This window comes from Streptomyces sp. NPDC051677 (assembly GCF_044453465.1).
Classification (GTDB): domain Bacteria; phylum Actinomycetota; class Actinomycetes; order Streptomycetales; family Streptomycetaceae; genus Streptomyces.
Map to the genome: position 1 here is coordinate 80056 of NZ_JBITCT010000011.1, position 12798 is coordinate 92853.

The 12798-nt window shown below is 69.8% G+C and carries 13 protein-coding genes; 6 read left to right on the top strand and 7 right to left on the bottom strand.

All coding sequences use genetic code 11. The features are described 5' to 3' along the window. The first annotated feature begins 8 nt into the window (after window positions 1-8). The 3 genes from ACIBAF_RS15240 (at window position 9) to ACIBAF_RS15250 (ending at window position 2105) form a co-directional block, all read left to right on the top strand. Window positions 9-269, top strand: a complete 261-nt coding sequence (locus tag ACIBAF_RS15240) for a UBP-type zinc finger domain-containing protein (protein WP_399463671.1) — start codon at window positions 9-11, stop codon at window positions 267-269. Window positions 270-561: 292 nt separating this feature from the next. Further along, window positions 562-975 carry an anti-sigma regulatory factor gene (locus tag ACIBAF_RS15245; RefSeq protein WP_004925829.1) on the top strand — a complete coding sequence of 138 codons (414 nt, stop codon included), beginning with the start codon at window positions 562-564 and terminating at the stop codon, window positions 973-975. Continuing rightward, window positions 972-2105: an RNA polymerase sigma factor SigF gene (locus tag ACIBAF_RS15250; RefSeq protein WP_399463672.1), complete on the top strand. Its 1134-nt coding sequence runs from the start codon at window positions 972-974 to the stop codon at window positions 2103-2105. The genes ACIBAF_RS15245 and ACIBAF_RS15250 overlap by 4 nt, the downstream gene beginning before the upstream one ends. A 39-nt stretch (window positions 2106-2144) precedes the next feature. On the opposite strand, the gene ACIBAF_RS15255 is transcribed toward ACIBAF_RS15250, so the two are convergent. Continuing rightward, window positions 2145-2585, bottom strand: coding sequence for a hypothetical protein (locus tag ACIBAF_RS15255; RefSeq protein WP_399463673.1), 441 nt, complete (start codon window positions 2583-2585; stop codon window positions 2145-2147). Between the two features lie 146 nt (window positions 2586-2731). Between ACIBAF_RS15255 and ACIBAF_RS15260 the strand changes: the two genes are divergently transcribed. Both ACIBAF_RS15260 and ACIBAF_RS15265 read left to right on the top strand, forming a co-directional pair. Further along, complete coding sequence (locus tag ACIBAF_RS15260) at window positions 2732-3700, top strand: diacylglycerol/lipid kinase family protein (protein ID WP_399463674.1); 969 nt, start codon at window positions 2732-2734, stop codon at window positions 3698-3700. A 319-nt stretch (window positions 3701-4019) separates the two neighbouring features. Continuing rightward, complete coding sequence (locus ACIBAF_RS15265; protein ID WP_006380970.1) at window positions 4020-4277, top strand: WhiB family transcriptional regulator; 258 nt, start codon at window positions 4020-4022, stop codon at window positions 4275-4277. A 214-nt stretch (window positions 4278-4491) separates the two neighbouring features. On the opposite strand, the gene ACIBAF_RS15270 is transcribed toward ACIBAF_RS15265, so the two are convergent. Both ACIBAF_RS15270 and ACIBAF_RS15275 read right to left on the bottom strand, forming a co-directional pair. Continuing rightward, complete coding sequence (locus tag ACIBAF_RS15270; protein ID WP_399463811.1) at window positions 4492-5958, bottom strand: sensor histidine kinase; 1467 nt, start codon at window positions 5956-5958, stop codon at window positions 4492-4494. A gap of 337 nt (window positions 5959-6295) precedes the next feature. Further along, window positions 6296-6937, bottom strand: coding sequence for a TetR/AcrR family transcriptional regulator (locus ACIBAF_RS15275; RefSeq protein ID WP_399463675.1), 642 nt, complete (start codon window positions 6935-6937; stop codon window positions 6296-6298). Window positions 6938-7045: 108 nt separating this feature from the next. Between ACIBAF_RS15275 and nagB the strand changes: the two genes are divergently transcribed. After that, on the top strand, window positions 7046-7831 hold the full coding sequence (nagB, locus tag ACIBAF_RS15280; RefSeq protein WP_399463676.1) for a glucosamine-6-phosphate deaminase: 786 nt from the start codon (window positions 7046-7048) through the stop codon (window positions 7829-7831). An 82-nt stretch (window positions 7832-7913) separates the two neighbouring features. Here nagB and ACIBAF_RS15285 read toward each other — a convergent pair whose 3' ends face one another. The 4 genes from ACIBAF_RS15285 to ACIBAF_RS15300 all read right to left on the bottom strand — a co-directional run bounded on the left by ACIBAF_RS15285 (window position 7914) and on the right by ACIBAF_RS15300 (window position 12692). Continuing rightward, a complete protein-coding gene (locus ACIBAF_RS15285; protein ID WP_399463677.1) occupies window positions 7914-9437 on the bottom strand; it encodes a glycoside hydrolase family 3 protein in 1524 nt (507 codons plus the stop codon). An 8-nt stretch (window positions 9438-9445) separates the two neighbouring features. Beyond that, entirely contained in the window at window positions 9446-10282 is an 837-nt protein-coding gene (locus ACIBAF_RS15290) for a carbohydrate ABC transporter permease (protein WP_399463678.1), read from the bottom strand. After that, window positions 10279-11277 (bottom strand): carbohydrate ABC transporter permease, encoded by a 999-nt coding sequence (locus ACIBAF_RS15295; protein ID WP_399463679.1) that lies wholly within the window; start codon window positions 11275-11277, stop codon window positions 10279-10281. The genes ACIBAF_RS15290 and ACIBAF_RS15295 overlap by 4 nt, the downstream gene beginning before the upstream one ends. A 134-nt stretch (window positions 11278-11411) precedes the next feature. Further along, the gene (locus ACIBAF_RS15300; RefSeq protein WP_399463680.1) at window positions 11412-12692 is read right to left on the bottom strand and encodes an extracellular solute-binding protein; all 1281 of its coding nucleotides are present in this window, start codon (window positions 12690-12692) and stop codon (window positions 11412-11414) included. Window positions 12693-12798: the final 106 nt, after the last annotated feature.

The following is a 12798-nucleotide window of genomic DNA, read 5'->3' on the forward strand; positions in this document are numbered from 1 at the left end:
TGGCCATCATGAAACAGTGCACGCACGCCGACGCGCTGCCCGACCCCGAACCCGTCCCGCTCGGCGAGACGTGTCCGGAGTGCCTGCGGGACGGTACCCACCCGGTTCAGCTGCGGCTGTGCCTGACGTGCGGCCATGTCGGCTGCTGCGACTCCTCGCCGAGCCGGCACGCCACCGAGCACCACAAGGCGTCCGGCCACCCGATCATGCGGACCTTCGAACCCGGTGAGAGCTGGCGGTGGTGCTTCGTCGATCACGTCCTGGTGTGAATGTCTCGGACGCTTCGGTCGTTGTACTCATGAGACGTCCCGGCCGTCCGGCGGGTACGGTTCGACCGTCTGACGTCTGGGTACGTCAACCCGGCGCGCCTTCTTCCCATTTGGGCCCGCAGACCCCTAGACACGGAGCGTGTTCACAGCTTTACTGTGAGTGACGCCAGGGGGTTGGGGTCCCGGGGACAGGAAACTTGAGAGCGCGATAGCGTCACCGCTGCACCACCCACGCGTTACCCCGGGGGGCGACCCTCGGCCCCGAAAAGCTTGTACCACCTTGGAGGTGAGGGTGTCCCAGATCGCAGGCGAGCCCGCGACCCAGGACTTCGTGGAAGTCCGGCTGCCGGCTGCGGGTGCCTACCTGTCGGTGCTGCGGACGGCCACGGCCGGCCTCGCGGCCCGTTTGGACTTCACCCTGGACGAGATCGAGGACCTGCGCATCGCGGTGGACGAGGCCTGCGCGATCCTGCTCCAGCAGGCCGTGCCCGGCTCGGTACTGAGTTGCGTGTTCCGACTCGTCGACGACTCGCTCGAAGTCACCGTCTCGGCGCCGACCACGGACGGCCACGCGCCCTCGCGTGACACCTTCGCCTGGACCGTCCTGTCCGCCCTCGCGGGCAAGGTGTCCTCCGCCGTCGACGAGGACAAGACCGTGTCGATCAGCCTCTACAAACAGCGCGGCGCGGGACCCGGGCCGGCGTGAGGAACGGGGACGGGCCGGTGCGGGACGAAGAGCGCGGCACACGGGAGCTGCCGGCCGAGAGCGCCGAGATTCCAGTCTCTCCGGACGGTTCCCGACGCATGGCCGACGGCATCGACGGCATCCCCGAGCAGGCCCGGCCGCATCCGGAGGACCTCTCGGCCTCCGCGCAGGCGGGTCTGCCGGAAGGGGCCGTGCAGGGCTCGCCTCGGGAGGGGCGGACCGGGGGCTCGCCTCCAGGCCGAGCAGAGGCGAGGGCTCGACAGAGGGCGACGGGCGGGACAATGAGCGAGCACGAGCGAGACGGCGAACAGAGCGTGTCCGGCACGCAGCACGAACCGGCACCACCACCCCCTGCGCCGGCGCCGGCACCGGCGCCGGGGGACCGCAGCGGGGCACGGGCGATGTTCGTCGAGCTGCGCAAGCTGCAGGACGGCAGCCCCGAGTACGCGGAGATGCGCAACCAGCTGGTCCGCATGCACCTGCCGCTCGTCGAGCACCTGGCGCGGCGCTTCCGCAACCGCGGCGAGCCGCTGGACGACCTCACCCAGGTCGCCACCATCGGTCTGATCAAGTCGGTGGACCGCTTCGACCCGGACCGCGGCGTGGAGTTCTCCACGTACGCGACCCCGACGGTCGTCGGCGAGATCAAGCGGCACTTCCGCGACAAGGGCTGGGCGGTGCGGGTGCCGCGCAGGCTCCAGGAACTGCGTCTGTCACTGACGACGGCGACGGCCGAGCTGTCGCAGCAGCACGGCCGCTCCCCCACGGTCCACGAGCTCGCCGAGAAGCTGGCGATCTCGGAGGAGGAGGTCCTGGAGGGCCTGGAGTCCGCGAACGCGTACTCCACCCTGTCCCTGGACGTCCCGGACACCGACGACGAGTCCCCGGCGGTCGCGGACACCCTCGGCGCGGAGGACGAGGCGCTGGAGGGCGTCGAGTACCGGGAGTCGCTCAAGCCGCTCCTGGAGGACCTCCCGCCGCGCGAGAAGCGGATCCTGCTGCTGCGGTTCTTCGGCAACATGACCCAGTCGCAGATCGCGCAGGAGGTCGGCATCTCGCAGATGCACGTCTCCCGCCTGCTGGCGCGCACGCTGGCCCAGCTGCGGGAGAAGCTCCTCGTCGAGGAGTAGTGACGTCGAGGAGGAGCGGCGGCGAGGAGCGGGCAGCCGCTACTCCGAGGTTCGGCCGGGCCCCCGGATCCCGAGGGCCCGCGTCGTCTCGCCGTTGACGAGCAGGACGAGCGACGCGACGGCGACGGCCGCGAGCGCGATGCCCGCCGGAATCGCCATGCTGTCGGCCTGGAGCAGGTTGTAGGCCACCGGCAGCGCCATGATCTGTGTGATGACGGCCGGCCCCCGGCTCCAGCTGCGCAGGCCCAGCAGCCCACGGGCGGCGAGCAGCGGCAGCAGCGCGAGCACGATCAGCGTGACTCCGCCGGTGACGGCGGACTGACGGTCGTCCGGGTCGCCGGTGATTCCCAGGACGAGCATCCACACCCCGCCGACGACCAGTGCCAGCCCCTCCAGGGCGGCGAGCGCGGCGGCGTACGTCAGCCGGCGCGGGCGGGGTGCTGCGGTTTCCGGGGCGACGGAGGTCTGCTCACTGCTCACCCCTGAAGGGTAGCCCGCGCCGTTCGCCGGGGATCGGGCCGCCCACGCGCGCGTGCGGCGCTCGTGTCCAGGCTCACTGCGTGATCTCTTACCTGATCCCCACCTCGGCCTGTGGTCGGTTCGACCCAGTAGGTACGCTGCAACTCATGCGTGCACTTCTCGTGGTCAATCCGGCGGCAACCACTACCAGTGCACGGACGCGCGACGTTCTCATCCACGCGCTCGCGAGCGAGATGAAGCTCGAGGCGGTCACCACCGAGTACCGCGGGCACGCGCGTGACCTGGGCCGACAGGCGGCGGAGAGCGGAAACGTCGACCTGGTGGTGGCCCTCGGCGGTGACGGCACGGTCAACGAGGTCGTCAACGGCCTGCTGCACGCCGGCCCCGATCCGGACAACCTGCCCGGCCTCGCGGTGGTCCCCGGCGGCTCCACCAACGTCTTCGCCCGCGCCCTGGGTCTGCCCAACGACCCCGTGGAGGCGACCGGCGCCGTGCTGGACGCCTTGCGTGAGAACAGCGTGCGGACGGTCGGTCTCGGCCTGGCCGCGGGCACGCCCGGCACGGAGGACGAGGCGGTGCCGTCGCGCTGGTTCACCTTCAACGCCGGGCTCGGTTTCGACGCCGGCGTGGTGGGCCGGGTGGAGCAGCAGCGCGAGCGGGGCAGGAAATCCACCCACGCTCTTTACATCCGCCAGGCGGTGCGCCAGCTGTTGGGTGAGTCACAGCGCCGGCACGGGTCGATCACCCTGGAGCGGCCCGGCGCGGACCCGGTGACCGATTTGGTCCTGTCCATAGTCTGCAACACGGCTCCGTGGACCTATCTGGGCAATCGCCCGGTGTACGCGTCGCCTAAGGCCTCGTTCGATACAGGGCTCGACGTACTCGGTCTCAGCCGTCTGTCCAGCGTCGCGGTTGCCCGATATGGCACCCAGTTGCTCACTTCGTCCCCCGACAAGGGACCGCACGGCAAGCATGCCGTCTCACTGCACGACCTGGACCAGTTCACCTTGCATTCGAAGGTCCCCCTGCCCCTCCAGATGGACGGTGACCACCTGGGGCTGCGCACCAGTGTGACGTTCACAGGCGTACGCCGTGCACTGCGTGTGATTGTGTGAGCAGAAAGGGCTGAAGTCCTTTCACTCGAACGTTTAGGCCAGGGTCCACCCCATGGAAGTACGGCTGTGACCTAGTCGACACCGAGGAATCAAAAAAAACTTTCCGGTAGGGGTTGTATCCGCCGCCGAGGTTTGCGAGTCTCTACGTGGCGATCGGGACGGCCCGCAACACCAGCCTCCACTGATCACCGGAACCCCTCTTCAATCAACAGGACCCCGTCGGCGAACCTGGCGGGCGGCCCTTCACTTGTTGAGGGATTCGTGAAAGCGTTCACATTCACAAGCAACCTGCACGTAATACCAAGGAGAGGTAGCAGCCATGGACTGGCGTCACAACGCCGTTTGCCGCGAGGAAGACCCCGAGCTCTTCTTCCCCATCGGCAACACCGGTCCTGCGCTGCTGCAGATCGAGGAAGCCAAGGCCGTCTGCCGTCGCTGCCCGGTTATGGAGCAGTGTCTGCAGTGGGCGCTCGAGTCCGGCCAGGACTCCGGCGTCTGGGGTGGTCTCAGCGAGGACGAGCGCCGTGCCATGAAGCGTCGCGCCGCCCGCAACCGGGCCCGTCAGGCAACCGCCTGACAACACCCGCCCCACAAGCCTGAGCTTGGCGGCGCGTACAGCTAGTGCGCTTCTCCCGCCCCCGAGCCGCAGCGCGCAGTACCCCCGATGCGCAGCACACGCTGACAACGAGCATTCGAGCCCCGGACCCCTGAACGGTCCGGGGCTTCTTGCTGTGCCCCGGACCCCTTGAAGATCTCTTACCTTCTGCAGCCCTCTTGCTTCTGCAGTTCCCCTACTTCTGTGCCCGCACCGGGATGTCGAGGATCACCTGTGTGCCGTGTTCCGGGGCCGGGACCATGTCGAAGGTTCCGCCCAACTCGCCTTCCACCAGCGTCCGTACGATCTGCAGGCCGAGGTTGCCGGAGGTGTGCGGGTCGAAGCCCTCGGGCAGGCCGACGCCGTCGTCCTGGACGGTGACCAGGAGGCGGGCCTCCTTCGTGGTGCCGCCGCGGACCGCGGAGACCTCGACCGTGCCGGTGTCGCCCTCGCGGAAGCCGTGTTCCAGGGCGTTCTGGAGGATCTCGGTGAGGACCATGGACAGCGGGGTGGCGACCTCGGCGTCCAGGATGCCGAAGCGTCCGCTGCGCCGGCCGGCGACCTTGCCCGGCGAGATCTCGGCGACCATCGCCAGCACGCGGTCGGCGATCTCGTCGAACTCCACGCGCTCGTCCAGGTTCTGGGAGAGCGTCTCGTGCACGATGGCGATGGAGCCGACCCGGCGCACGGCCTCTTCGAGGGCCTCCCGGCCGCGCTCGGACTCGATGCGGCGGGCCTGGAGGCGCAACAGGGCCGCGACCGTCTGGAGGTTGTTCTTCACCCGGTGGTGGATCTCCCGGATGGTCGCGTCCTTGGTGATCAACTCACGTTCGCGGCGGCGCAGTTCGGTGACGTCACGGAGCAGCACGAGCGCGCCGATCCGGGTGCCCTTGGGCTTGAGCGGGATCGCCCGGAACTGGATGACCCCGTCGTTGGCCTCGATCTCGAACTCTCGGGGCGCCCAGCCGCTGGCCACCTTGGCGAGCGCCTCGTCCACCGGGCCCCGGGTCGGGGCGAGTTCGGCGGTGGTCAGACCGAGGTGCTGGCCGACCAGGTCGGAGGCGAGGCCCATGCGGTGGTAGGCGGACAGCGCGTTCGGGGAGGCGTACTGGACGAGGCCGTCGCCGTCGACGCGGATCAGGCCGTCGCCGACGCGTGGGGCCGCGTCCATGTCCATCAGCTGGTTGGGGAACGGGAAGGAGCCGGCCGCGATCATCTGCGCGAGGTCGGAGGCGCTCTGGAGGTAGGTGAGCTCCAGGCGGCTGGGGGTGCGCACGGTCAGCAGGTTGGTGTTGCGGGCGATGACGCCGAGCACACGGCCCTCACGCCGTACGGGGATCGACTCGACCCGGACGGGGACCTCCTCGCGCCACTCCGGGTCGCCCTCGCGCACGATCCGGCCCTCGTCCAGGGCCGCGTCGAGGAGGGGGCGGCGGCCTCGGGGGACGAGGTGGCCGACCATGTCGTCCTGGTAGGAGGTGGGGCCGGTGTTGGGGCGCATCTGGGCGACGGAGACATAGCGGGTGCCGTCGCGGGTGGGGACCCACAGGACCAGGTCGGCGAAGGAGAGGTCGGAGAGCAGCTGCCACTCCGAGACCAGCAGGTGGAGCCACTCGAGGTCGGAGTCGTCGAGTGCGGTGTGCTGGCGTACGAGTTCGTTCATGGAGGGCACGTCTGTGAGCGTACCTGGGGGTATGTGCGGGGCCTAAAACACCCGCGGGCCGCGGCGCCTGAGAGGGACCCTCAACCCTCCCGGCACCGCAGCCCGGAGCAATATCGGCCGCGGGGTGTGCGGTCCCGTCGACCGAAGGTGAGGATCCGGGGCAGTCAGGGCAGAGAGCGCCGGTTCCTCGGTCCGCCTTCCTGTGCGGGGAAGACGGAAGTTCCTGGTGTTGCCGTGGTTCTCCCCGCCATTGTGGACTAGACCACTAGGTGTGTCCATGCGTGAGAGCTTGTTCGTTGTTGTGAGTATTCGGACGCCCTATCATCCACAACGCAGCCTAGCCTGTGGGGGTTCCTGTGCGGGGCCAGACGGAGAGGGCAATTTCCGCGACCGCCTCCAGTTGCTCCCGGCTCGCCCCGTCGCGCGCCTGGTGCGACATGCCCTGGAAGACCGCGCCCACCGTGCGGGCGAGTGCGCCGGTGTCGGTGTCCTGCGGCAGCTCGCCGGCGGCGACGCCGGCCGCGACGCGGCTCTCGATGGCGGCCAGGGTCGCCGCCCGCCGTCCGCGCAGGGCGTCCTCGACCTCGGGGGTGGTGCAGTTGGTGGCCGCGTGGATCACCAGGCAGCCGTACGGGTGGCGGGGGTGGGTGAACGCGACGGCGGCCTCGCGCAGCAGGCGCTCGACGGCGGCACGGGCGGTCGGCTCCTCGGTCAGGGCGCGCCCCGCGAAGGAACCGTACGTGTCGGAGTAGACGTTCACGACCTCCTCGAACAGCGCGCGCTTGTCGCCGAAGGCCGCGTAGAGGCTGGGGGCGCCGATGCCCATGATCCGGGTGAGGTCGGAGACGGAGGTCGCCTCGTAGCCGTGCCTCCAGAACGCCAGGACCGCCTTCTCCAGCGCGGCTGCGCGGTCGAAGGAGCGGGGGCGGCCGCGGGGCCGGGCTGCGGGCTCGGCCCGGGTCTGCTCACTGCTCACCATGAGTTCATTTTATAACGGACATTAGAGAAACGTCGGCGGCACCCGATTCTGTTAGATTGGCTCCATAGATTGGTCTAAACCACACGGACACGAGAACGGCAGGCCAGCGTGGAAGTTGTCATCGTTCCGGACGCCCGGTCGGGCGGCGAACTCATCGCCGAGGCCATGGCGCAGCTCCTGCGGCGCAAGCCGGACGCGCTGCTCGGCGTGGCCACCGGCTCCACCCCGCTGCCCATCTACCAGGCGCTGGCGGCCAAGGTGCGCTCCGGCGCCGTGGACACCGGGCGGGCGCGGATCGCCCAGCTCGACGAATACGTCGGGCTGGCCGCCGACCACCCCGAGTCCTACCGCTCGGTGCTGCGGCGGGAGGTGCTCGAGCCGCTCGGCATCGGCATGGAGGCGTTCCTCGGCCCGGACGGCGCCGCCGCCGACGTCCAGGCGGCCTGCGAGGCGTACGACCGCGCGCTGGCCGCGGCCGGCGGCGTGGACCTCCAACTGCTCGGGATCGGCACCGACGGACACATCGGGTTCAACGAGCCCTGCTCCTCGCTGGCCTCGCGCACCCGGATCAAGACGTTGACCGAGCAGACGCGGGTGGACAACGCGAGGTTCTTCGACGGGGACATCGAGCAGGTTCCGCACCACGTCATCACCCAGGGCATCGGGACGATCCTGGAGGCGCGGCATCTGGTGCTGCTGGCCACCGGGGAGGGCAAGGCGGACGCGGTCGCGGCGACGGTGGAAGGGCCGGTGGCCGCGGTGTGCCCGGCCTCGGCGCTGCAGCTGCACCCGCATGCGACGGTCGTCGTCGACGAGGGCGCCGCGTCCAAGCTGAAGCTTGCGGACTACTTCCGGCACACGTATGCCAACAAGCCTGCATGGCAGGGGATTTAAGGCGCGCAGTTCCCCGCGCCCCTGAAGGACGCGAGAGGCGCCGGTCCCCGACAAGGGGCCGGCGCCTGTCGCGTCGTCATGACTACGCTCCCGCGATGACCTCGGCCGCCGCGCGGCCGCAGACTCGGGCGGCGCCGTGGGTGGCTATGTGGAGGGCGCCTCGGGGCGGGGCCTGGGGGACGCCCATTTCCACGACGACCGTGTCCGGGCGGGCCGTGAGGAGGGTGTCGAGGGCCGCCGCCATCCAGGGGTGACGGTGCTCGTCGCGGACCACGGCGACGATCCGCCGCTCCCCCGCCGCGACCAGCGCCGCGTGTCCCGCGTCCGGGCCGGCGAAGCTGCCCGTCTCCGTCCCCGGCAACAGCCGGACCAGCTCCGCCGCCACGCCCCACGGGGTCTCGGCGCCGACGGCGATGTTCGCGACGGGGGTGAAAGCGGCGACGTACGGCGGTTCGGTGAGGGGGCTGAAGACCTCCCCGCCGGTGATCCGGAGGGCACGGCGGGCGGCGATCAGACCGACGTCGGCACGCACGCCGCCGCCGGCGTCATCGTCGTCGTACGCGCCCGTGGGCTTGGGCTCCGTCGCGGTCCAACGCGCCAGCTCCCGGACGCGTTCCGCGGCGTCCGCGAGGCGTTCCTCGGCGAGTTCGCCGGTGCGGACGGCGGTGACCAGGGCGTCGCGCAGACGCCGTACCGTTTCGTCGTCCGCGAGGCCTCCGCCCACGCAGATGGCGTCGGCGCCGGCCGCGATCGCGAGGACGCTGCCGCGTTCGATGCCGTACGTCGCGGCGACGGCCTGCATCTCCATGCCGTCGGTGACGATCAGGCCGTCGTAGCCGAGTTCGTCGCGCAGGAGGGCGGTGAGGATGCGAGGGGACAGGGTGGCCGGGCGGGTCGGGTCCAGGGCGGGGACCAGGATGTGGGCGCTCATGACGGCGCGGGTCCCGGCGGCTATGGCCGCGCGGAACGGGGTCAGTTCGCGGTCCCCGAGCACGGGCGTCTCGACGTCGATGCGCGGGAGCGCGTGGTGGGAGTCGACGGCCGTGTCGCCATGGCCCGGGAAGTGCTTGGTGCAGGCGGCCACGCCGGCGGACTGCAGGCCCGTGACGTAGGCGGCGGTGTGGCGGGCGACCAGTGCCGGGTCGGCGCCGAAGGAGCGGACGCCGATCACCGGGTTGGCGGGGTTGGAGTTGACGTCCGCGGACGGGGCCCAGTTGAGGTTCACCCCGCAGGCGGCGAGCCGGCGGCCCAGTTCCGCGGCTACCTCCTGGGTGAGGGCGGCGTCGTCCACCGCGCCCAGCGCGTGGTTGCCGGGGAAGCTGGAGCCGGTGCGCACCTCCAGGCGCGTGACGTCTCCGCCCTCCTCGTCGATCGCGACCAGGACGTCCTCCCGCTCCGCGCGCAACTGGGCCGTCAACGCCGCGAGTTGCTCGGGTGAGGTGATGTTCCTGCCGAACAGGCCCACCGACGCCAGGCCCTCGCCGAGCCGGCGCAGCAGCCAGTCGGGGGCGGTGGCGCCGGGGAAGCCGGGTTGCAGGACCGTCAGGGCGTCGCGGGTGAGCCTGTCCTTGTCGAACGCGGTGGTGCCGCTGGCGAGTGTCGTCATCGGGGGCGTTATCCCTTCACGGCGCCCGCGGTCAGCCCCGCGGCCATCTTGCGCTGGACGAGGAGGAACAGGGCGACGATCGGTATGGCCATCAAGGTGGCGCCGGCCATCATCGGGGCGTACTCGGTGCCGTGCTTGGTGGAGAAGTTGCTGAGCCACACCGTCGCCGTCTGGTTCTTCTGGCTGAGCAGCATCAGGGCGTACAGGTACTCGTTCCAGGCCTGGATGAAGCCGTAGACCGAGGTGGCGACCATGCCGGGGGCGAGGAGGGGGAAGACGACGCGGATGAAGGCGCTCGTCCGCGTGCAGCCGTCGACCATGGCCGCCTCCTCCAGCTCCTTCGGGATGTTGACGATGAAGCCGCGCAGCGTCCACACCGTGAAGGGGAGGATGAAGGTCAGGTACGTGATGATCAGGCCGGAAAGCTTGTCGTACTGGTCCAGGTCGTTCAGGAGCAGGAAGACCGGGATGATCATGGCGACGAGCGGGACCATCTGGACGGCCAGGATGCCGACGATCACGATCTTGCGGCCCCGGAAGGCGAACCGGGAGATGGCGAGCGCGGCCAGCATGCCGACGACGACGCCGATCGCGACGACCGCGAGGGAGACGATCAGGCTGCGGCCCACCGGGCCCCAGAAGTCGGCGATGTCCAGGGCGCGGCGGAAGTTGGAGAGCGTGAAGCCGGTCGGCAGCAGGCTCGGGTCCGGGTCGATCGCGTCCTTCGCGGGCTTGACGGCCGTGTTCAGCATCCAGTAGGCGGGGAAGCCGGCGACGGCGAAGACGAGGAGTCCGAGGAGGTTCCAGCCGAGGCGCGAGGACCGCCGGGGTGCGAGGGTGCTCATTCGACCTCTCCGATCTTCAGCATCTGACGCATGTAGACGGCGACCACCCCGAGCAGCAGCAGCACGGTGATCAGGGCGATCGCCGAGCCCTGTCCGTAGTCGTTGACGACGAACGCGCGGTCGTAGGAGTACGTCGTCAGGAGCTGGAACTCGGCCTCCGGATGCCCGTTGCGCATGACGAAGACCTGCGGGAAGACGCCCATGTCCCAGATGACCGACAGGGTCGTGAGCATCACGATGATCGGCTTGAGGATGGGCAGCGTGACGTACCGGAAGACGCCCCAGGCGGCCGCGCCGTCGAGGCGGGCGGCCTCCTCCAGTTCGGCGGGGACCTGGGTGAGGCCGGCGCTGAGCGTGATGACCACGAAGGGGACCGCGCCCCAGACCACCAGGAGCATGATCACCGCGAGCCCCTGCGGTCCGCTCGCGAACCAGTTGTGGCCGATCAGCTCGACGCCCGGCAGCCTGCTCAGGACGGCGTTGAGGATGCCGTAGTCGGCGTCGAACAGCCACTTGAACACGGTGGTGGCGACGATGACGGGCATGCCCCAGCTCGCCACGAGCGCGATGTTGACGAGGGTCTTCACCCAGCCGGAGACCCGCTGGAGCAGCAGTGCGATCAGCATGCCGGCGACCATCGTGAAGATCACGCAGCCCGCCGCGAAGACGATCGTGCGGACCACGACCTGCCAGAACTCGCCGTCGCCCAGCACGCCCGTGAAGTTGTCGAACCCGACCGACTTCGCCGGCTGGAAGCCCCAGAGCTGGGACTGCCCGAACTTCTGGAAGGAGAGGGTGACCAGCCGGACCAGCGGATAGCCCATCACCAGGGCGAGGACCAGCAGACAGGGGGCGAGCAGCAGCCAGGGGGTGGCGGCCCCGCCGGAACGCCGGCCGCGCCTTGGTCCCTTGGGTCCTGGCTCGCCCACGGGCGGTGGTGGTGGCGACTGCCGCGTCGGCGGCACTTCGGCAGTGGTCGTGTCTGCGGCACTCATCCGCGCGCTCCTCAGCGGTCCCTCAGGTCGAACGGGTCGTACGGGTCGTACGGGTCGTACGGGTCGTACGGGTACAGGTCGTACGGGTCGTACGGGGAGCAGGGCCCTGCTCGCCGCAGGGCCCTGTCCTCAGGTCACTTGGTGTTGATGACCTTGTCGATCGCGGCGTCCGCCTCCTTCGCGGCGGCCTCGACCGTCTTCTTGCCGGTGCCGATGCTCTGCAGCATGGTCTGCAGGACCTGGGCCTTCTCGACCTGACCCCAGCCCGGGGCCATGGGGACGAACCAGTTGGACTCGGCGGCGGTGGCCGGGACGGCCGTCTTCGGGTCGCTCTTGAGGGTCGCGAGGTCGGTCTTGTTGTTGGGCAGGTTGCCCTTGGCCATCAGGCCCTTCTGACCGGAGGGCCCGGTGAACGCGTTGATCCACTCGGCGGCGAGGGCCTGCGCGTCCGACTTCACCGGGACGGCGAGGTCGGAGCCGCCCAGGAAGACGGGGAGGTTCTTGCCGGACGGGCCGGGCATCACGAAGTTCTCGAGGTTGCCCTTGAGCTTGCCGGTCTTGTCGTTCTTCGGGTCCTCGGAGGTCGCGCCCTCCCAGGCGGCGCCGAAGATCATGCCGGACTTGCCCTGGCCGTAGACGATGTAACGGTCGGACTCGTCCTTGGTCTTGTCGCCGTGCATGTACTTGTCGACGACGTTCTTGAAGTCGGTGAGGCCCTTGATCGACTCGGGCGAGGAGAGGTTGGCCTTCCACTGGCCGCCGTCCTCCTTGGCGATGGAGCCGCCGGCGTCGTAGACGAAGGACATGGCCGCATACCAGTCGCGGGTGGGCTGGTACCAGGCGGAGAACTGGTCGCCCTCCTTCTTCTGGACCTTGTCCAGGGCGGCGGTCAGCTCCGCGTACGTCTTCGGCGTGGACGTGACGCCCACCGAGGCGAAGAGGTCCTTGCGCCAGTTCCCGACGCGACCGCCGGCGTAGTACGGAACGCCGTAGGTCTTGCCGTCGTACGTCACGGAGGCCTTGAGGCCGTCGAGCCAGGCGGAGGAGTTGTCGAACTTGGCGGTGTCCAGGGGGGCGAAGGCGCCCTTGACCATGTAGCCGAGCATCTCGGTGTTGCCCATCTCGACGACGTCGGGGGCCTTGTCGGTGGCGAGGACCGCGTCGAGCTTGGCGTTCTTGTCCGGCCAGCCGTAGTACTCGTGATTGATCTTGACGCCCGGGTGCGCCTTCTGCACCGCCGCGTCGGCGGCCTTCACCAGGTCGGGCCAGTTGTTCTGCGCGTCGACGGTGAGCCAGACGGTCAGCTCCTTGGCGTCGGCGCCCTTCGAGTCCCCGCTCCCGCTGTCGTCCCCGCACGCCGCGAGGGAGACCACCATGCCCGCGATACCGATCGCGGCTATCAGCTTGCGCTTCACGCCATCCTCCTCAGGGATGCCACACCCCCCGCCCACGGGTCGGGACCTGAACCCAACCTGGACCTGGACCAATGGTGTAGACCAGTGCGCAGAGCTTGGCTCAGGC